We start from the raw sequence: 18,470 nt of genomic DNA on the forward strand, positions 1-18,470 counted from the left end.
CGGTTGTCGCGACTTGGCCGCTTATGCAGCGGGCATTTCGGACGCCTGCCGGCGCCCGAGTCACTTTCTCTTTGCTGGCTCAAAGAGAAAGTAACCAAAGAGAAATAGCCTCAGAGCAAAGGCTCGCGACGCGACTAGAAGGAGCGGTGGGCGGCTGCGGTAACCTGATTAACCTGGGTCTACACGAAACGGCAGTGCGTTTGCGTAACGGGTGCTTCAACGTGCCGTGGCGAAGAGGATGTTCAATGACCGAGGCCAGCTTTTGGGCTTGGCCCTGTTCGTCGCGTAAGCGCACGGCGTAGGTTGGGGTGAGCCATAGGCGAACCCCAACATGGCGAGGCGCGGGAAGGTGCGGGTGTTGGGATTCGCCTGCGGCTCACCCCAACCTACGCCACGGCAAGAATTAACGTTGTGCTCCGCCCGGCCCCTCACCCTGCCCTCTCCCCGGAGGGGAGAGGGGTGAAGTCGTGAGGCATGCAGGAACGAAGAGCAGAAGCTGGCACCAGTCCTTGAACATCCTCTTCGCCACGGCACGTTGAAGCACCCGCTACGTAAACGCACTGTGGTTTCGTGTAGACCCAGGTTAATCAAGTTACCGCAGCCGCCCACTGCTCCTTCTAGTCGCGTCGCGAGCCTTTGACTTGAGGCTATTTCTCTTTGGTTACTTTCTCTTTGAGCCAGCAAAGAGAAAGTGACTCGGGCGCCGGCAGGCGTCCGAAATGCCCGCTGCATAAGCGGCCAAGTCGCGACAACCGCACCTAGTCGCTACTGGATCCCAGCCTACGCCGGGATGACGAGCAAAGAGCCGACGCGCAAGCGCCCAATCACCCCTCAGCAGCGATGCGCCGCAAGCTATCCTCAAACACCTCCGGCGGCTGCCCACCCTGAATCAAATACCGATCATTGACGATCACCGACGGCACCGCCCGCACCCCCTGCGACTGATAGAACGCCTCCTGCGCCCGCACCTCATCCGCATAGCGACCCTCGTCGAGCACCTTGCGCGCCTCGGCCGCATCCAGGCCGACCTTGCTGGCGGCATCCACCAACACCTCGCGGTCGCTCACATTGCGCCCATCGGTGAAATACGCACCCAGCAGCGCGCGCTTGAGCTCACCCTGGCGCCCCAGCGTTTCCGCCCAATGCAGCAAGCGGTGCGCATCGAACGTGTTGTAGATGCGGCTGCGCTTATCCAGGTTGAAGGTGAAACCCACATCGGCCCCGCGCTGGCGGATCGTCTCCTGGTTCTGCTTCATCTGCTCCGGCGTGCTGCCGTACTTGCGCGCCAGATGCTCGCCCACATCCTCGCCCTCCGGCGCCAGCTGCGGATTGAGCTCGAACGGCTGGAAATGAATCTCCACTTCCACCTCACCCTCAAGCCGGCGCAACGCCTCATCCAGCGAACCCAGGCCCACCGCGCACCAGGGGCAGACCACGTCGGAAACGAAATCGATCTTGAGCTTGTTGGCCATGGCGGGTATCCGATAGGGGAACGGATGGGAGATGCGGCCTGGGCGGGTGCAATCAAGTCAGCGCCGCCCATGCGGACGGCGCTGCAGAGGGGATTTACATCTTCCCCATGAAATCCGACTTCCCCAACTCCGCCCCCGCCGCACGCAAAATCGCGTACGCCGTCGTGCAATGGAAGAACAGGTTCGGCAGCACGAAGTGCAGCAGATAGGCCTGGCCTTCGAACTGCTGTTCGCCGGTACGGGTCTTAATGGTGACGGTGCGGCCTTCGCTGCCGTCGAGCTGTTCGGTCTTGAAGCCCTTGATGTATTCCACCGCGCGCTCGATGCGCGCATGCAGCTGCTCGAAGCTGGTTTCGGTGTCTTCGAACTTCAGCGGCTCCACGCCGGCCAGGCGGGCGGTGCCGTTCTTGGCCATGTCGGTGGCGATCTGCACCTGGCGCACCAGCGGGTGCATGTCGGGGATCAGGCGGGTCTGCAGCAGCACGTCGGAAGTGATGCCCTTGGCGTGCGCGTGGGCTTCGCCCTTCTTCAGCACGTGCTGCAGGTTGGCCAGCGCGCGCAGGAATACGGGCACCGAGGCCTGGTACATGGAAAGCGTCATGAGGATGGCTCCGAGGAGTGGACGGGGTCGGCATCGGCCGGCTGCGTGGCGGCAACCGGCGAAAGGTCATGGGGTACGGCGGCGGCGCAGGGCGTGGGTTCCTCGTGGCGGGTCAGCGAGGGATCGGTCACGCGCCGCGCGGTGCGCGCGGCGATCAGCGTGCCGATCACCAGCAGCGCGGCCGCCACCACGAAGGCCAGGCCGGGCAGGTGCAGCGGGGTGCCGGGCATGATCGAGAAGGAGAAGATCTGCGCGAACAAGGTGGGGCCGAAGATGCCGGCAAAGCTGCCCAGGCTGGTGATCGCGCCCTGCAGGCGGCCCTGTTCGCTGGGGTCGACCTGCTGCGTCATGATCGCCTGCACCGGCGGGCCGGACAGGCCCCACAGCGCCAGCAGCGGAATGCCGAGCAGGAACACCCAGCCCACGTTGGCCAGGCCCATCAGCAGGAAGGCGCCGATGCCGCACAGCATGCCGGCCACCAGCACGCGCCGCTCGCCCCAGCGCGGGGTGAGCTTGCCGGTGAGGAAGGCCTGCACCGAGCCGTCGCAGGCGCCCACCAGCATCAGCACCAGGCCGACGGCGCGGGTGCCCCAGCCGTAGCGGTAGTCGGCATACAGCACGAAGGTGGTCTGCAGCACGTAGTGCGCCAGATAGACCAGGAACATCACCGTGCCCAGCCCAAGCAGCACCGGGTCGCGGCGCAGCAGCTTCAGCGAGCCCAGCGGATGCGCGCTGTGCAGTTCGAAGCGCGCGGTGCGGTGCTCCTTCGGCAGCGACTCGGGCAGCACGAACAGGCCGTAGAGGAAATTGCACAGCGCCAGGCCCGCGGCCACCCAGAACGGCAGGCGCAGCGAGATCTCGCCCAGCACGCCGCCCACGCCCGGGCCCATGATGAAGCCCAGGCCGAAGGCGCCGCCGAGCATGCCGAACGCGGCGGCGCGTTTTTCCTTCGGCGTGATGTCGGCGATATAGGCATTGGCGGTGGTGAAGCTGGCCGCAGTCATGCCCAGCAGGATGCGTCCCAGCAGCAACAGCCACAGCGTGGGCGCCAGCGCCAGCACGATGAAATCCACGGCCAGGCCGAGGTTGGAGATCAGGATCACCGGGCGCCGGCCGAAGCGGTCCGACAGCGCGCCCTGGATCGGCGCGAAGATGAACTGCACCACGGCGAAGACGGTGCTGAAGATGCCCACCCACGAGGCCGCCGTGGCGATGCCGCCGCCGGCGAGCTGTTCGAGCAGATGCGGCAGCGTGGGGATCACGATGCCGAAGGCCAGCATGTCCAGCAGGACGGTGACGAAGATAAACGCTACCGCCGCGCGGCGCCGCGGCTCGGTGACGGTGGTGACTGGCTGGTCCATGGTCGGCCGGCGGGATGAAAGCGCGAACGATAGCGCAAGGTGCGTGACGCGCGTTGTAGCGCCGCATCATCCTCCGTTCGCGCCCGTCCGGGGTAAAACCCTCAGGCCGGCGGCGCCGCGAGTTCCTTCGCGTCCAGGTAGCCGTCGTGGTTGCGGTCCAGCTTGTGGAACTGGCGGCGCAGATTGTCCTGGTGGCTGCGCAGGGTGATCGGCTTGCCATGGCCGCCGGGCAGTTCCTCCGGCTCCAGCACGCCGTCGCCGTTGGCGTCCATGCGGCGGAAGCCGGCGCTCAGGTAATCCACGTACTCCTGCTCGCTGACCCGGCCGTCGCCGTCGGTATCCATCAGCCTGAGGTATTCGGCCGGCGTGCGCGGATAGCCCTGCGCGGCGGCCAGGCACGGCAGCGCCAGCAGGGCCGCCGCCAGCACGGCGCGCATCAGCGCACGCCGCCGCGGATGCCGATGAACTGCAGGAATTCGGCGCGGGTGCGCGCGTCGTCGCGGAACGAGCCCAGCATCTGGCTGGTGACCATCGACACCCCGCGCTTGTGCACGCCGCGGGTGGTCATGCATTCGTGGCTGGCGTCGATCACCACGGCCACGCCGGCGGGGTGCAGGTTTTCCTGGATGCACTGCGCGATCTGCGCGGTGAGCTTTTCCTGCACCTGGAAGCGGCGCGCATAGGCTTCCACCACGCGCGCCAGCTTGCTGATGCCGACCACGCGGTTGGTCGGCAGGTAGCCGACGTGGGCGCGGCCCACGATCGGCGCCATGTGGTGCTCGCAGTGGCTTTCGAACTCGATGTCGCGCAGCACCACCATCTCGTCGTAGCCGGCCACTTCCTCGAAGGTGCGGCGCAGATACTCGCCCGGATCGGTGAGGTAGCCGGAGAACCAGTCGCGGTAGGCCTTGACCACGCGCTTGGGCGTGTCGAGCAGGCCTTCGCGCGACGGATCCTCGCCAGCCCAGCGCAGCAGCACGCGTACCGCTTCCTCGGCCTGCTCGGGGGTGACGTCGCTGGGGTGCTGATCGCTCATGGGGGTTCCTTACGTGGCGCAGGCGGTCAAGTGTAGCGCCAGCGTCAAGCCCCGGCGCCTCACGGGTCCGGTACGAAGCGGCCCGGGAAGGGCTCGGGGCGCACCGGGCGTGGCCGTTCGCAGGGGATCACGCATTGCGCGGCGAGGTTGTTCCAGGTGTCGTAGTACAGCGCGACCACTTCGTCCGGCGAGCTGGAGGCGCGTTCGAATTCCACTTCGGTGACCGAGGAATACTCACGCTCGCCGTGGCCGGTGCCCAGCGGTGCGCTGGCCTTGGCGGCACGCTGCTCCGCGCCGCGCATTGCGGACGGGGCGGCATCGGCAGCGGCAGGTGCCGCGGGCGAGGCCGCTATCTCGCTCACCATCGGCGGCTCATAGACCGGCTGCGGCTTGCGGCGGAACACCGCCACGCCGATCACGCCGACGTTGTCCGGCCGCCCGGTCTTCGCGGCGTAGCTCTGGCCGATATCGGTGAAGACGAAATCGGCCACCTGGCTGAGGCTCTTGCGCCAGCCCAGCACGTCGGTGCTCGCGCGCGGGTCCAGCACGTAGCCGGCCTGCGACCAGCCGGCGGTCTGGCCGGAGACGGCATTGACGCCATCCACCGACAGCACCGCCAGCAGGTCCTCGCCGCTGCGGCTACGCAGCGCGATGCGGTAGCGGTGGCCCGGTTCGCCGGCCACGTAGTAGCGGCCGTGGTGCTGGTAGACGGGCAGGCTGCGCCCGGTGTCGCGGTCGTACACGCTCAGATCCAGCAGGCGGCCTACGGCACTGGCGGGTGCGGCGTGGGCCAGGCCGGCGGCGAGGGCCAGCGCGATCAGCAGGGTTTTCATGGGAAGGCTCCGGCAGGCATCGCGGCTCGATGCGTGGGATGGAACGCCTTGCCGCGGCCGACGGGGTTGATGGGTCTGCGGTCGATGGAGATGGGGTTGATCGATCGCACCCCGGCTCTTTATGGTCCCGCTGACGATTCAAGTAGCGAGTACGCCATGACCCTGCGCATTTCCCGTACCACCCAGCTGTGCATGTCGCTGTCCGGCCGCCCCGGCAATTTCGGTACGCGTTTCCAGAACTACCTGTATGAAGCGCTCGGCCTGGACTACGTCTACAAGGCCTTTACCACGCGCGACCTGCCCGCAGCCATCGGCGGCATCCGCGCGCTGGGCATCCGCGGCTGCGCGGTGTCGATGCCGTTCAAGGAAGCCTGCATTCCGCTGGTCGATGCGATCGATGCCTCGGCCAAGGCGATCGATTCGGTCAACACCATCGTCAACGACGATGGGCAGCTGCGTGCGTACAACACCGATTACATCGCGGTGGCGCGCCTGATCGAGCAGCATCGGGTTTCGCCGGATCTCACGCTGGCGCTGCGCGGCAGTGGCGGGATGGCGAAGGCGGTAGCGTGTGCGTTGCGCGACAAGGGTTTCAAGCGTGGGCATATCGTGGCGCGCAACGAGGCCACGGGCCGGGCGCTGGCGGAGAGTTGCGGTTATGCGTGGGCGCCGGATATGCGCGGCGTCGAGGCGCAGCTGCTGATCAACGTGACGCCGATCGGCATGGAAGGGCCGGAGGTGGATGCGCTGGCGTTCACCGAGGCGGAAGTGGAGCGCGCCAGCGTGGTGTTCGACGTGGTGGCGTTGCCGCCGGAGACGCCGGTGATACGGCTGGCGCGGGCGAAGGGGAAGTTGGTGATCACCGGGGCGGAGGTGATCGTGTTGCAGGCGGTGGAGCAGTTCGTGCTGTACACGGGCGTGCGGCCGGAGGGTCGGCTGATCGCGGAGGCGGCGGCGCACGCGCTGGCATAAGCGGCGGGTTCATCGCTCGGCGTAGGTTGGGGTGAGCGCAGCGAACCCCAACAATGCGATGCGCCCAAATGTGCCTGTGTTGGGGTTCGCTGCGCTCACCCCAACCTACGCCTGCTAGTCGCTCGCTTCGTCCTCTTCCTCAGCCTCGCTGCTCGGCGCCTCCCCCAGCAACTGCTGCACCTGCTCCCCCGGCAGCGTCTCCACGTGCCGCAGCTTCCGCTCGATCGCCCGCGTACGCACACCGGCCTGATCGATCACATTGCTCGCTTCCGTAAGCTTCTTGCGGGTCTTCTCCAACACGCCGGCGAACTTGCCGAACTCCGTCTTCACCGCTGCCAGCAGCTGCCATACCTCGCTGCTGCGCTTCTCGATCGCCAGCGTGCGAAAGCCCATCTGCAGGCTGTTGAGCAGGGCGGTGAGGGTAGTGGGGCCGGCCAGGGTGATGCGGTAGTCGCGCTGCAGCAGGTCGGACAGGCCGGGGCGGCGGATCACTTCGGCGTACAGGCCTTCGGTGGGCAGGAACAGGATGGCGAAGTCGGTGCTGTGCGGCGGCGCCACGTACTTGCCATGGATGCGCCTGGCTTCTTCGCGCACGCGCACTTCCAGCGCGCGGCCGGCGGCGAGCGCGGCGTCGGCATCGGCCGCCTCTTGTGCGTCGAGCAGGCGCTGGTAGTCCTCCACCGGGAATTTCGCGTCGATCGGCAGCCACACCGGCTGCTCGTCCTGGCCGCCGGGCAGGCGGATGGCGTATTCCACGCGCTCGGCCGAGCCGGGCACGGTGGCGATATTGGCGGCGTACTGCTCGGGAATCAGGATCTGCTCCAGCAGCGCGCCGAGCTGCACTTCGCCGAAGGTGCCGCGCGTCTTCACATTGGTCAGCACGCGCTTGAGATCGCCCACGCCGGTGGCCAGGCTCTGCATCTCGCCCAGGCCGCGCTGCACCGCTTCCAGCCGCTCGGAGACCAGCTGGAAGGACTGGCCCAGGCGCGTCTCCAGCGTGTTCTGCAGTTTCTCGTCGACGGTGGCGCGCATCTGTTCGAGCTTGGCGGCGTTGTCGTCCTGGATCGCCTTGAGCTTGCTCTCCAGGGTGGCGCGCACTTCGCCCAGGCGCTTTTCGTTGTCGGCGGTGAGCGCGGCCAGGCGCTGCTGCTGCTGTTCGCCGAAGCGGTTGAGCGCGAGGGTGAGCTCCTGGCGGCTGTGGCGCGCGTCCTCGGCCAGGCGCTGGGCCAGCGCCTGCAGGCCGGCATCGGTGCGTTCGGTCAGCACGTTCAGGCGCTGGCCGAAGCCGTCGATGCGCTCGGCCTGGTGCTGGCTCATGCCGCCGAGCTGCTCGCCCATATGCACGCGGAAGCGGTCGAAGCCCTGCTGCAGTTCCTCGCGGCCGGAGCGCTGCTCCTCGCGCAGGCTGCGCTGCAGGCGCTCGCCATCGTCTTTCAGCGCATCCAGCCGCGCGTGCAGGCCGCCGCCGTCGCGCGAACGCAGCAGCACGGCCAGCAAGGCCAGCGCGGCCAGGGCGAGCAGGATCAGGACAAGCAGCAGGACTTCGGTAAGCGACATGGCGGTTCCATACGGCAAGGCGCCAAGTGTACGCGCCCGCGTCTCATCCGCCGGGACCGCTCAGTGCGGTACCGGCGTGAGCTGCCAGTAATCGGCCGGGAAATGCAGCCGCAGCACGGCCAGTTCGTCCGAGGCGGCCGGCGGCGCGTAGGGCGTCGAGGTGCAGCCGTTGGCGATCTGGCGCGCGGCGGCGAGGCGCATGCGGCCGAACATGCCGCGGCCGGACTGCAGGTTGGCGACCAGCTCCTTGCCGTTGCTCTCGACGTCTTCCTGGCCGACCGAGATGCTGAAACCGTCCGCCGAGATGCCGTCCGTGTAGCCGGCGGGAGCCGGTACGCCGGGCGGGCGCATGCTGATGCTCATCTGCTTGCCGCAGCTGCCGACGCTCACCACCTGGATCGAGGTCAGCAGCGCGCGCGCCAGCGAGTCTTCGACGGTGAGCAGGTCGCCGCCCTGGCCGGCCGGTACGTCGATGCGCAGCATGTAGGCGTAGATGCCGTGGTGGAACAGATACGTACGCGAGTCGATTTCGCCGTCCCCCGCCTTCAAGCGCAGCGACATGATGCGTCCCGGCCACGCGCTGCCGTCGGGCCGGCGCAGCACAAAGTCGGTGGCGTCGTTCCACTGCGTGACGATGTACTGGCCTTTCGCCTCGGCGACCTCGACGTCGCCGCGGAACTTCGCCTCCATCGAGGCGACGCTGGCGCTGCCGCCGATGGGGTAGATCATCATGTCGGTGCTGAGCGCGGGCGATGCCGAGTCGCTGAAGGTCAAGGCCACGCCGCCGGCGAACTGGCCCTCGTCGCCGTGGTTCACGCTGCGCGCCAGCGTGTACTCCGCCGCGTACTTCGGCACGATGATGTAGGTGTCTTCGATCGGAACGCGCGGCTTGGCGCCAGGATTCCCCTGGGCATGGACGGCGCACAACGGCAGACAAGCGAGCGCGAAGCTGGCGGCGATCCTGCGCATACGGTCGATTCCTCTTCGATCCTTTTGTGTCCGTTGGCTGACGGGCCTTACCAGACCCGGCAGAACACCGCTTTCAGATAACGCCCTTCCGGCACGTCGCTGCGCACCGGATGGTCCGGGCCGGCGCCGCGCGCTTCCAGCACCTGGATCTCGCGGCCGGCGTTGAGCGCCACGCGGCGCAGCATTTCCAGGAAATCCGCCTCGCTCACCAGCCCCGTGCAGGAGCAGGTCAGCAGCAGGCCGCCCGGCGGGATCACGTCCAGCGCGAGGCGGTTCATGGCGAAGTACTTCTTCAGCGCATCGACCACGCGGTTGCGGTCGCGGGTGAGCTTGGCCGGGTCCAGCACCACGGCGTCGTACTGCTCGCCGCGCGCGACGGCCGCGCGCAGCCAGTCGAAGATGTCGGCCTGTTCGAACCTGGCATCCACGCCGTTGGCGGCCGCATTGGCGCGCGCCACCTCCAGGATGCCCGCGTCCATGTCCACGCCGGTGGCCTCGCTGGCGCCGCCGGCCAGCGCATGCACGGCGAAGCCGCCGGCGTTGCAGCACAGGTCCAGCACGCGGCGGCCGCGCGCCAGCTCGGCGAAACGGGCGCGGTTGTCGCGCTGGTCGGCGAAGAAGCCGGTCTTGTGGCCCAGGCCCGGCGCGGCATGGAAGCGCAGGCCGTGCTCGTGCACTTCCACCGGCGCGGGCGCCTCGGCGGCGCGGCAGTCGAAGGATTCCTGCTTCTGCACGTGGCTTTCGGCGAACCAGTACAAGCGTGCGCCGGGAAAGTGCTGCAGCAGCGCGGCGTGGATCGCCTCGCGGAATTTCCACATGCCGGCGGCGAAGTATTCGATCACCAGGATGTCGGCGTAGCGGTCCACGATCAGGCCGGAGAGCCCGTCGCCTTCGCTGTGCACCACGCGCCAGGCGTCGGTGGCCTGGTCCAGCGCCAGCCAGTCGCGGCGCAGCTGCACGGCGCGGGCGATGCGCGCGGCGATCCAGCCGGCATCGATGGCTTCGTCCGCGTCGGCGGTGAGCAGGCGCAGCGCGATGCGCGCATGGCCGTTCCAGAACGCGCGGCCGACGAAGCGGTCCTTGGCGTCCAGCACCTCCACCACGCTGCCGGGCGGCAGCCGCTCGGCGGGCTTGTGCACCTGCGCGGACCACACCCAGGGGTGGCCGGGCGTGCGGTCGGACTTCAGGCGGATGACGGGCAGGGAGGGGGAAGCGGGGCTGTTCATCGGAGAATGATAACGGAGCGGGGAACGGGGATCGGGGAATGGGGAACAAAGGCGCCGCGCGCTCCCGGCTTTTCCCGTTCCCTGATCCCCGTTCCCCGTTCCCTGATCAGCGCAACCGCAGCGCCAGCCAGGACAGCAGGGCCAGCAGATTGATGCCCAGCCGCGACACGGCCGGCCCGGCCACCGCCAGCACGAAGCCCTGCGAACCGATATGCCAGTCCAGGCCCAGGTGCGGCGAGGACTGCAGGGTGGCGTAGATATTCACGAAGGCGCCGCAGTGCAAGCCGTAGCTGAGCACCGGCATGGCGATCAGCGGCAGCTGCAGCAGCTGGGCGATGCGCGAGAAGGTCACCCCGCGCTCGGTATTGCCCAGCAGCTCGAAGCCCGCCACCAGCACGAAGCCGTACAGCGCCAGCCCGATCACCGCCACGATCGAATCGTGCGTGCTGCCCAGCGGCAGCAGGCGGCGCAGCATGGTCACCAGGCCGTAGAAGCCGCCGGCGACTTCGAGGATGCCGATCAGGCGGAAAAGAAAGCTGCGCACGCGAGGGTTCCGTCGGCCAAAGAGCCGCAAGCTTAGCCGGACGGAACGGCAGTGCGTAGGTTGGGGTGAGCGCCAGCGAACCCCAACATGGGCGTCGCTAAGGTGCGGGTGTGTGTTGGGGTTCGCTGGCGCTCACCCCAACCTACGCCATCAGCACGCCGCGCGGCTCATCCACGATCGCATGCGGCACGAAGCGCGCCCCGTCCTGCGTCACCGGCGAGCGGTCCTCGCGGATGCCCATGCCGCAGGCGCGGTCGGCCACCACCCAGCTGCCGATCAGCGGAAAGGCGCCGCCCAGGTCCGGCAGCGGATGCCAGGCCTGGCGGATGCACGGCCCGGTGTAGGGGCCGCCGGTTTCCACGCGGCGCCCGTCCGGCAGGTGCATGGCGACGTTGGCGCCTTCGCGCGAATGCAGCGGCTTGCGCACCCAGCCGGGCTGCAGCGCGGCGCCGTCGTCGAACGCGGCGGGCAGCAGGTTGGGGTGGCCGCGGTGCTTTTCCCACAGCAGGGGCAGGATGCCCTTGTTGCTGAGCACGGCCTTCCATGGAGGCTCGATCAGCTGCAGGCGCGAGCCGGGCAGATGGCGGCCGAACTCCTCGCGGAACAGATCCTCCAGCGGATACAGCTTGAACAGCGCGCCGATCACGCGGTCGTCCAGGTCGGTGAAGCGCCCGTCCGCGCTGATGCCGATGTCCTCGATGGCGATCTCGCCGCTGTCGATGCCGGCCTGCAGCGCGCAGTCGCGCAGGTAGCCGACGGTGCCCCGGTCTTCGGCGGATTCACGCAAGGCGGCGAACAGGAACGGCCGCGCGATGTCGCGCGCGATCGCGCCGAAGGCTTCGATCAGGGCTTCCTGGATGGAATTGAACTGGTCCGCGCCGGCGGGCAGGCCGTTGCGCGCGAGCTGGTTTTCCAGCCATTCCCACTGGAAGAACGCGGCCTCGAACAGCGAGGTCGGCGTGTCGTAGTTGAACTCGTACAGCTTGGCCGGGCTGCGGCCGTCGTAGGCGAAGTCCATGCGGCCGTAGAGATGCGGCTGGCGTTCGCGCCAGCTGCGCGCGATCCAGTCCCAGTACGGCTCGGGGATGGCCAGCCGGCGCAGCTGCTGCTCGCTGGCGACGATGCCGTCGACCAGGTCCAGCGCCATGGCGTGCAGTTCTTCGGTCGGCGCTTCGATGTCGTCTTCGATCTGGCGCAGCGAGAAGGCGTAGTAGGCCGACTCGTCCCAGTACGGCTCGCCGTCGATGGTGTGGAAGACGAAGCCGCAGTCCTCGGCGCGAGCGCGCCAGTCCGGCCGCTCGCGGATGGCGATGCGGCGCATCAGCTGCCAGCCCGGCCGCGGAAGGAGGAACCGAAGCCGCCGCGGCTGACGGTGACGGCGCGGTCGGGCGTGGCGCTCACCGGCACCATCGCGCGCGAACCGCCGCTGTAGGCGCTGTAGCCGCCCGCGCCGCCGCCTGGGGTGGTGCGGCGGTCGTTCGGATCCGGCTGCTGCCACTGGCCGGCGCTGTTGCGGAAGGCCGGCCCGCCGGTGAAGCCCGGGGTGACGCTGCCGTTGCGCAGCATCTGCGAGACGAAGAAGCCGGCCATCATCGGCCCGAAGAAGGAGTGTCCGCCGCTGTCGCGGCGTTCCTCGCAGCGGTCCCAGTCGTAGGTGGCCGCGCATTCCTGGCGGTTGGCGAAGCGCGGGCCGTTCTCGGCGGCGTCGGCCTTGGCCTTGGCGAAGGCCTGTTCGCAGGTGGCGCGGTCGCTGGTCTGCGCCACGCAGGCGTCCACCGAGGTGTACAGGCCCTCGCGGGTGGCCTCGTCGTCGCCGCAGGCGGTGAGGCAGAGCGGCACGCTGCTCATCAGCAGCAGGGCGGCGGTCCTTGAGCGTTTCATCCCGGCTTTCCCTTGGCGTCGGTCGCGGTAGCGAAGCGGCAAGCATGCCCGCGCCGGGGTGCGGAAGGAAGTTCCGTCCGGCAAGTTCTTTCGAGGGCGGGCGACATGGGGCGGTCACAATGCGACGGCGTTCATGACAGGGCGAAGTCCAGTCCCGACCTAGGGTTAGCCCCAGTAGGCGGCTCCCGGTGCGGGGTTCTCCAATAGCGGCTCCCCCGTTTTCTTCGTAAAGGCTTACGATCATGGCGATCCCGCGCGATCTCGGCATCCCCGCCTATACCCCGCCGCCGCCCCCGCCGCCGCCGCCGGAGAAGTACCGCGTGGAGCACGGCGACACGCTCGACGGCATCGCCAGGAAGTTCGGCACCAGCGTGGAAGCGCTGCAGCAGGCCAATCCGGCCGTTGCCGGCGGCCGCATCATGCCCGGCGACGTGCTGAAGATGCCTCCGGCGAACGCGCCGGCCGTGGCGGGCGTGCCGACGCCGGCGCCCACCCCGCAGCAGCAGGTGAACCGCGCGCTCAACAACTACAACGAGGCGGTGGCCGACAACCGCAGCGCGGACCTGCCCGGCCTGCAGGACAAGCTCGACCAGGCCGTCAACGACGAAGTGCAGGCGCGCCTGAAGGAGCCGGTGAACGACGGCCTCACCCCGCAGCAGCGCAAGCAATTGGGCGAACAGCCGCCGAGCCTGGCCGAGCGCGAAAAAGCCGCGCGTACCGACATCCTCGGCCGCTACCAGGGCGATGCCGCGATCCAGCACGCGGTGGACAAACAAGAAGCCGACAGCCTGGTCGCCGCCAACGACCGCGCCGGCTACACCTCGCCGAAGGACAAGCTGTTGGCGCTGGACACCTCGCTGAAGAACGCCAGCTCCGACCAGGTGCGCAAGCTGGCCGAAGCGAACCCCGGCTTCGCCAGGACCGTGCAGGACGCTGCCAACTGGGCCGCCCAGCCATACAAGGAAGAGCAGCTCACCAACAGCAACCAGATCGAGCCGAAGGCCAGGCAGGCCGACGAATCCGCCGGCCGCTACGCCGAGCTGATGGCGGGCTTGAGTTCGCCCGCCGCGCGCGCCTCCATCGCCGCGCAGGGGCGCACGCAGATGGAGCAGCTCACGCATTTCGCGTTTCTGTACGACAACGAGCAGCGCCACTCCGGCAACATCCTCACCAGCCTGTCCACCGTGGTGGGCACGCTGCGGCAGAGCGATCCGGCCGCGGCGCAATCGCTGGCGGACGATCTCGCCGGCCAGCTGCCCGACCCGCGCATCGTCGCCGGCGGCATGCATACGCAGTCGATGCTTACCTCGATGGCGGCGCAGTCGGACGATCCGACCCTGGCGCTGAGCTTCGTCGACAAGGTCAGCCACGGCGGCTACGAGCGCATCACCGGCCCCTGGGTGGAGCAGACCAAGGCCGAACTGTTCAAGACGGTGGAGAACACGCATTACCGCGTGGACGGCGCGATCGACTCCTACGTCAAGCTCACCGGCGAGTTGAACAGCCTGATCGCCAAGGAAGGCAAGTCGATGACGGCCGACCAGCTGAAGGCGGCGATCGACAAGTACAAGCAGATGAAGGGCCCGGACTGGGAGAAGCAGGTGGCCGATGCGCAGCAGCTGATCGCCGACGACGGCAAGCTGCTGCTCTCGCAGCAGACCGCGCTGGCGCAGTGGGCGGCCAATCATCCGGGCGACCAGAAGGCGGTGAACGACACCATCGGCAAGCTGCTCGGCAGCGACAACAACGCCGCCGCCATGCGCCTGGCCGTGCAGAACGACCCGACCATCCTCAAGGGCGAACCGGGCCAGGCCCTGCTCAACCAGTGGGCGCAGTACGGCAAGGTCGCCGACCAGGCCGGCCGCAAGCTGACCCAGGAGCTGGGCACCAACTACGTCAAGGGCCGCCTGGACGACCTGCGCGAGCAGCTGTCCAGGAGCAATGACGTGGCGACGCGCACCAAGGTGATCCAGCAGCTCGACGACCTGGGCAACAACAAGTCGCTGGCGGTGGTGCTGGGCCTGGATGGCGACAAGGTCGGCAGCCTGAAAGAAGCCACCGACGTGCTGAAGGGCAATCTTTCCGACTTCGATGCGCTGGCCAAGGATGCCAAGACGCCGGATGCGCTGAACGAGTCGTTGAAGTCGGGCCTCAAGGACACCGACGGCAAGCTCGGCAAGATCAAGGGCTTCGACAACGGCACGGCGGTCAGCACGCTGTTCCGCGCCTTCAGCGTCGGCGCCGCGGGCCTGAGCCTGGCCAATGCCTTCGACAAGGTCGGCACCGGCAAGACCGGCACCGAGGAACTGCGCAACGACATGTCCGCGCTGATCGGCGCCGCCGGCTTCAGCCAGAAGACCGCGGGCCTGGTGACCAGCGTGGGCTGGGCGCCGAAGGAAAGCCTGTGGGGCACGGTGGGCCAGCGCTCGGTGGATCACTGGGTGAACATCTTGTCCGGCGGCATCGACATCTGGAAATCGGTCGACGCCTTCGGCAAGGGCGACGGCACCGAGGGCGCGCTGTACGCCACCACCGGCGTGGGTTCGATCATGTGGGCCGCGGGCAATGCCGCGGTCGGCGGCGAGGGCATGCTCGGCGCGGCGCTGGCCGGCGGGGCGGGCTGGGGCAGCTGGGCCGGCCCGATCGGCATCGGCCTGGTCGCGCTGGGCACGGTGGGCCTGATCGCCTACCAGAGCAAGAAGGACAACGATGCCGCCATGCCGGGCCGCGAGGCCTTCCTGCAGGGCCTGGGCTACAACCAGAGCGCCGCGCAGGCGCTGGGCGCCTGGCACAGCAAGGACGACCAGCCGGCCGCCAACATGCTGATGCGCTACGGCGAACTGCACGGCATGAATGCGCAGCAGACCATGGCCTGGTTCAACGGCCTGGGCGCCGACCAGCAGAAGACCTTCGCCGGCGCGATGGTGTCCTCGCTCGATACGGTGGGCGGCGACCCGGCCAAGTTCCAGCGCACCGACCGCAACGACGGCAACTGGGACGACCTGGCGAACCACAACGGCCTGGTCGCCGGCAACGTCGATCATGGCCTGTTCGGCAGCGGCCCCGGCGTGCTGATGCGCGGCAGCATCATCGCGGGCAATCCGTTCCCGGTGAACAGCGAGGAGAAGCCGGCCTCGGCGCACCAGCTCGACGTGGTGCTGAAGAACGTGCTGGGCGTCGATCCGCCGCCGTATCACTGAAGCCCGGCGACAGCCGGGCGCCGCTCAGGCGCCCAGGCTGTCCGCCAGTTCGTGCAGGTCGTCGACGTGCTGGTCCCACCAGCGCGCTTCGCCCGCAAACGGGAACGCCGCGGGAAAAGCCGGATCGTGCCAGCGCGCGGCGATCCAGCCGGCGTAGTGCAGCTGGCGCATCGCGCGCAGCGCGGGCACCAGGGCCAGTTCGATGCGGTCGAATTCGCGGAACTGCTCGTAGCCGGCGAGCAGCGCTTCCATGCCGGCGTCGTCGCTGGCGAGCATCCACAGGTCCTGCACCGCGGGGCCCATGCGCGCATCGTCGAGGTCGACGAAGTGCGGGCCGCCATCGGTCCACAGCACATTGCCCGGATGGCAGTCGCCGTGCAGGCGCAGCTGGCGCACGGGGCCGACGGCTTCCATGCGCAATGCCACCGCTTCGTCCACGCGCTGCGCGGCGACGCGGTAGCGCGACTGCACATGCGCCGGCAGCAGCGGCGAGGCCAGCACGGCCTGCATCGGCTGTTCGATCAGGCTGGCGCGGTCGATGCGGCCGCGCTGCGCGAACGGCGCGCGCGCGCCGATCAGATGCATGCGCGCGATCAGCCGCCCCAGCCATTCGAGCTGGTCGGCCGATTCCAGCGACGGCGCGCGGCCGCCGCGGCGCGGCGTCAGCGCATAGCGGAAGCCGGCGTGATGCAGCAGCGTCCGTCCAGCGATGGCGAGCGGCGCGATCACCGGCAATTCCGCCTCGGCCAGCTCCTGCGCGAAGGCGTGCTCTTCGAGGATGGCCGCATCGCTCCAGCGCTGCGGGCGGTAGAACTTCGCGATGACCGGCTGCGCATCGTCGATGCCCACCTGCCACACGCGGTTTTCGTAGCTGTTGAGCGCGAGCAGGCGGCCATCGGGATAGAGGCCGCAGGCGGCGACGGCATCGAGGACGTGGTCCGGGGTGAGGGTGGCGTAGGGGGCGTCTTGGGACATCCGGCGATTATCGCGCAGCTCTCGCCTCCCTCTCCCCTCCGGGGAGAGGGCTGGGGTGAGGGGGACCTACGGAGCGATGAAGCGGGAACGCAAAAGCGAGCGACGCTTCGTCGATCTTCTTCCGCGAGCACCCGCCCCTCATCCGCCTGCCGGCACCTTCCTCGCTCCTCAAAGCCGCGCACATCCATGTGCGCTCCCCGCGTGCTCCCCGGCGGGGAGAAGGGCTCCACGATTACTTCAGTCCGACCACCCGCGACGGAATCACCGCCATCGTGATGCGCGAAATGCACACCAGCTCGCCGGTTTCGGTCTCGATGCGGATCTCCCACACCTGCGTGCTGCGTCCGATATGCACCTTGCGCGCGGTACCCACCACGATGCCGCTGCGCACGCCGCGGATGTGGTTGGCATTGATGTCCAGGCCCACCGCGGCCTCTTGAGCCGGGTCCAGGGTAAGCATCGCCGCCGTGCTGCCCAGGGTCTCGGCCAGCACCACCGAGGCGCCGCCGTGCAGCAGGCCGTAGGGCTGGTGGGTGCGACGGTCCACCGGCATGGTGCCCTGCAGCCAGTCGTCGCCGACCGCGGTGAAGCGGATCCCCAGCGCTTCCATCATGGTATCGGGGCTCCAGCCGTTGAGGCGGTCGAGGCTTGTGTCCTGCTTCCAGATGGCTGTCATGGTTGATACTCCGCGGTGAAGACCGCATTGTCGGTCGACCGCTGTCGCCGCGACAATCGATCCGTGTTCACCGTCACCCTCAAGCAGTCCGGCCGCCGCTTCCCGGTCGAGCCCGGCGAAACCGTGCTGGAAGCCGCGCAGCGCGCCGGCATCGCGCTGCCGTATTCGTGCCGCGCGGGCGTCTGCGGCAGCTGCAAGGCCACCCTGCTGGAGGGGCGCTGCGAGTATCCGCGCAATCCTCCATTGGCCCTGAGCGGCACCTCGCCGGCCCAGCATGCGGTGCTGCTGTGCCAGGCGGTGCCGTGCGGCGACCTGGTGATCGCCGCGCGCGAAGTGACCTCGGTGGAAGACATCGCACGCCGCCGCCTGGACGTGGTGGTGGCGGAAAAAACCGCGCTGGCGCCGGACGTGGTCGGCCTGCGCCTGGAGCCCGCACCCGGCGAGGCGCGGCTGAACTGGCTGCCGGGACAATACCTGGACGTGCTGCTGGAAGACGGGCGGCGCCGTCCGTTCTCCATCGCCAGCGGGCCGCGTGCGGACGGTTCGATCGAGATGCACGTGCGCCACGTGGCCGGCGGCGGCTTCACCTCGTGGGTGGCCGACGGTCTGCGCGTGGGCGACAGGCTGCGCATCGAGGCGCCGCTGGGCACCTTCGTGGCGCGCGAGGATTCGGAGCGGCCGATGGTGTTCATGGCCGGCGGCACCGGCTTCGCGCCGGTGAAGGCGATCGTGGAGCACTTCGTCGCACTCGGTACGCGCCGCCGGATCGAGATCTACTGGGGCGCGCGCAACGCCGCCGACCTGTACCTGATGGAGCTGGCGCGCGGCTGGGAACGCACGGCGCATGCGCTGCGCTTCCATCCGGTGCTGTCCGACCCGGAACAGGCCGCCGCCAGCGGCCTGCGCATGGGCCTGGTGCACGAGGCGCTGCTGGAAGACCTGCCGGACCTGTCCGGCCACGACGTCTACATGAGCGGCCCGCCGGCGATGATCGATGCCGGCCGCAAGCTGTTCCTCGACGCCGGCCTGCCGGAAGAGCGGCTGTACTACGACTCCTTCGAGTACGCGCCGGACGTGCTGGCGCAGATCCTGGCCGGCCGCGCTGGCCTGGCCCACGCCTGAGCCAGACGAAAAAGCGCGCCCGGGGCGCGCTTTCCGCATCCAACG

General features: G+C 68.7%; 17 protein-coding genes. 3 read left to right on the forward strand and 14 right to left on the reverse strand.

Annotation, left to right across the window (positions count from 1 at the left end; genetic code table 11):
- Window positions 1–824 precede the first annotated feature (824 nt).
- The 6 genes from ISN75_RS01125 to ISN75_RS01150 form a co-directional block, all read right to left on the reverse strand.
- Window positions 825–1,472, reverse strand: a complete 648-nt coding sequence (locus tag ISN75_RS01125; RefSeq protein WP_343819190.1) for a DsbA family oxidoreductase — start codon at window positions 1,470–1,472, stop codon at window positions 825–827.
- 94 nt (window positions 1,473–1,566) lie between these two features.
- Window positions 1,567–2,073 (reverse strand): DUF1993 domain-containing protein, encoded by a 507-nt coding sequence (locus ISN75_RS01130; protein ID WP_167255164.1) that lies wholly within the window; start codon window positions 2,071–2,073, stop codon window positions 1,567–1,569.
- Window positions 2,070–3,434, reverse strand: a complete 1,365-nt coding sequence (locus ISN75_RS01135) for a TCR/Tet family MFS transporter (protein ID WP_167255166.1) — start codon at window positions 3,432–3,434, stop codon at window positions 2,070–2,072. Before ISN75_RS01135 ends, ISN75_RS01130 begins: the two co-directional genes overlap by 4 nt.
- 101 nt (window positions 3,435–3,535) lie before the next feature.
- The gene (locus ISN75_RS01140; protein WP_167255168.1) at window positions 3,536–3,871 is read right to left on the reverse strand and encodes an EF-hand domain-containing protein; all 336 of its coding nucleotides are present in this window, start codon (window positions 3,869–3,871) and stop codon (window positions 3,536–3,538) included.
- Complete coding sequence (gene folE, locus ISN75_RS01145; protein ID WP_167255170.1) at window positions 3,871–4,470, reverse strand: GTP cyclohydrolase I FolE; 600 nt, start codon at window positions 4,468–4,470, stop codon at window positions 3,871–3,873. The genes ISN75_RS01140 and folE overlap by 1 nt, the downstream gene beginning before the upstream one ends.
- 59 nt (window positions 4,471–4,529) lie before the next feature.
- Window positions 4,530–5,303, reverse strand: coding sequence for a hypothetical protein (locus ISN75_RS01150; RefSeq protein ID WP_343819189.1), 774 nt, complete (start codon window positions 5,301–5,303; stop codon window positions 4,530–4,532).
- A 156-nt stretch (window positions 5,304–5,459) separates the two neighbouring features.
- On the opposite strand from ISN75_RS01150, the gene ISN75_RS01155 reads away from it, so the two are divergent.
- Window positions 5,460–6,275, forward strand: coding sequence for a shikimate 5-dehydrogenase (locus tag ISN75_RS01155; RefSeq protein WP_343819188.1), 816 nt, complete (start codon window positions 5,460–5,462; stop codon window positions 6,273–6,275).
- Window positions 6,276–6,389: 114 nt separating this feature from the next.
- Here the strand turns inward: ISN75_RS01155 and rmuC are convergent, their stop codons facing one another.
- The 6 genes from rmuC to ISN75_RS01185 form a co-directional block, all read right to left on the reverse strand.
- Entirely contained in the window at window positions 6,390–7,832 is a 1,443-nt protein-coding gene (rmuC, locus tag ISN75_RS01160) for a DNA recombination protein RmuC (RefSeq protein ID WP_343819187.1), read from the reverse strand.
- A gap of 60 nt (window positions 7,833–7,892) precedes the next feature.
- A complete protein-coding gene (locus ISN75_RS01165; protein WP_343819186.1) occupies window positions 7,893–8,801 on the reverse strand; it encodes a hypothetical protein in 909 nt (302 codons plus the stop codon).
- A 47-nt stretch (window positions 8,802–8,848) separates the two neighbouring features.
- On the reverse strand, window positions 8,849–10,027 hold the full coding sequence (locus ISN75_RS01170; RefSeq protein ID WP_343819185.1) for a class I SAM-dependent rRNA methyltransferase: 1,179 nt from the start codon (window positions 10,025–10,027) through the stop codon (window positions 8,849–8,851).
- Between the two features lie 106 nt (window positions 10,028–10,133).
- Window positions 10,134–10,571 (reverse strand): hypothetical protein, encoded by a 438-nt coding sequence (locus tag ISN75_RS01175; protein WP_167255182.1) that lies wholly within the window; start codon window positions 10,569–10,571, stop codon window positions 10,134–10,136.
- 142 nt (window positions 10,572–10,713) lie between these two features.
- The gene (locus ISN75_RS01180) at window positions 10,714–11,892 is read right to left on the reverse strand and encodes a glutathionylspermidine synthase family protein (RefSeq protein ID WP_343819184.1); all 1,179 of its coding nucleotides are present in this window, start codon (window positions 11,890–11,892) and stop codon (window positions 10,714–10,716) included.
- Entirely contained in the window at window positions 11,892–12,452 is a 561-nt protein-coding gene (locus tag ISN75_RS01185) for a DUF1190 domain-containing protein (RefSeq protein ID WP_168649130.1), read from the reverse strand. The genes ISN75_RS01180 and ISN75_RS01185 overlap by 1 nt, the downstream gene beginning before the upstream one ends.
- Before the next feature lie 242 nt (window positions 12,453–12,694).
- Here ISN75_RS01185 and ISN75_RS01190 point away from each other — a divergent pair, with 242 nt between their 5' ends.
- Complete coding sequence (locus ISN75_RS01190) at window positions 12,695–15,652, forward strand: LysM peptidoglycan-binding domain-containing protein (RefSeq protein ID WP_343819183.1); 2,958 nt, start codon at window positions 12,695–12,697, stop codon at window positions 15,650–15,652.
- Window positions 15,653–15,676: 24 nt separating this feature from the next.
- On the opposite strand, the gene ISN75_RS01195 is transcribed toward ISN75_RS01190, so the two are convergent.
- Window positions 15,677–16,627, reverse strand: coding sequence for a serine/threonine protein kinase (locus ISN75_RS01195; RefSeq protein ID WP_343819182.1), 951 nt, complete (start codon window positions 16,625–16,627; stop codon window positions 15,677–15,679).
- 232 nt (window positions 16,628–16,859) lie between these two features.
- On the reverse strand, window positions 16,860–17,303 hold the full coding sequence (locus ISN75_RS01200) for a hotdog fold thioesterase (RefSeq protein WP_343819181.1): 444 nt from the start codon (window positions 17,301–17,303) through the stop codon (window positions 16,860–16,862).
- A gap of 63 nt (window positions 17,304–17,366) precedes the next feature.
- Here ISN75_RS01200 and ISN75_RS01205 point away from each other — a divergent pair, with 63 nt between their 5' ends.
- Entirely contained in the window at window positions 17,367–18,425 is a 1,059-nt protein-coding gene (locus tag ISN75_RS01205; RefSeq protein WP_343819307.1) for a 2Fe-2S iron-sulfur cluster-binding protein, read from the forward strand.
- The last annotated feature ends 45 nt before the right edge of the window (window positions 18,426–18,470 follow it).

Source organism: Dyella marensis, from assembly GCF_049532885.1.
In the GTDB taxonomy this organism is placed as follows: domain Bacteria; phylum Pseudomonadota; class Gammaproteobacteria; order Xanthomonadales; family Rhodanobacteraceae; genus Dyella_D; species Dyella_D marensis.

Excerpts from the sequence above, each read along its gene's own strand:
- ISN75_RS01190 (WP_343819183.1), top strand. The coding sequence starts at position 12,695 with ATGGCGATCCCGCGCGATCTCGGCATCCCCGCCTATACCCCGCCGCCG.
- ISN75_RS01165 (WP_343819186.1), bottom strand. The coding sequence starts at position 8,801 with ATGCGCAGGATCGCCGCCAGCTTCGCGCTCGCTTGTCTGCCGTTGTGC.
- ISN75_RS01170 (WP_343819185.1), bottom strand. The coding sequence starts at position 10,027 with ATGAACAGCCCCGCTTCCCCCTCCCTGCCCGTCATCCGCCTGAAGTCC.
- ISN75_RS01135 (WP_167255166.1), bottom strand. The coding sequence starts at position 3,434 with ATGGACCAGCCAGTCACCACCGTCACCGAGCCGCGGCGCCGCGCGGCG.
- rmuC (WP_343819187.1), bottom strand. The coding sequence starts at position 7,832 with ATGTCGCTTACCGAAGTCCTGCTGCTTGTCCTGATCCTGCTCGCCCTG.
- ISN75_RS01150 (WP_343819189.1), bottom strand. The coding sequence starts at position 5,303 with ATGAAAACCCTGCTGATCGCGCTGGCCCTCGCCGCCGGCCTGGCCCAC.
- ISN75_RS01180 (WP_343819184.1), bottom strand. The coding sequence starts at position 11,892 with ATGCGCCGCATCGCCATCCGCGAGCGGCCGGACTGGCGCGCTCGCGCC.
- ISN75_RS01195 (WP_343819182.1), bottom strand. The coding sequence starts at position 16,627 with ATGTCCCAAGACGCCCCCTACGCCACCCTCACCCCGGACCACGTCCTC.
- ISN75_RS01200 (WP_343819181.1), bottom strand. The coding sequence starts at position 17,303 with ATGACAGCCATCTGGAAGCAGGACACAAGCCTCGACCGCCTCAACGGC.
- ISN75_RS01140 (WP_167255168.1), bottom strand. The coding sequence starts at position 3,871 with ATGCGCGCCGTGCTGGCGGCGGCCCTGCTGGCGCTGCCGTGCCTGGCC.
- ISN75_RS01125 (WP_343819190.1), bottom strand. The coding sequence starts at position 1,472 with ATGGCCAACAAGCTCAAGATCGATTTCGTTTCCGACGTGGTCTGCCCC.
- folE (WP_167255170.1), bottom strand. The coding sequence starts at position 4,470 with ATGAGCGATCAGCACCCCAGCGACGTCACCCCCGAGCAGGCCGAGGAA.
- ISN75_RS01155 (WP_343819188.1), top strand. The coding sequence starts at position 5,460 with ATGACCCTGCGCATTTCCCGTACCACCCAGCTGTGCATGTCGCTGTCC.
- ISN75_RS01130 (WP_167255164.1), bottom strand. The coding sequence starts at position 2,073 with ATGACGCTTTCCATGTACCAGGCCTCGGTGCCCGTATTCCTGCGCGCG.
- ISN75_RS01185 (WP_168649130.1), bottom strand. The coding sequence starts at position 12,452 with ATGAAACGCTCAAGGACCGCCGCCCTGCTGCTGATGAGCAGCGTGCCG.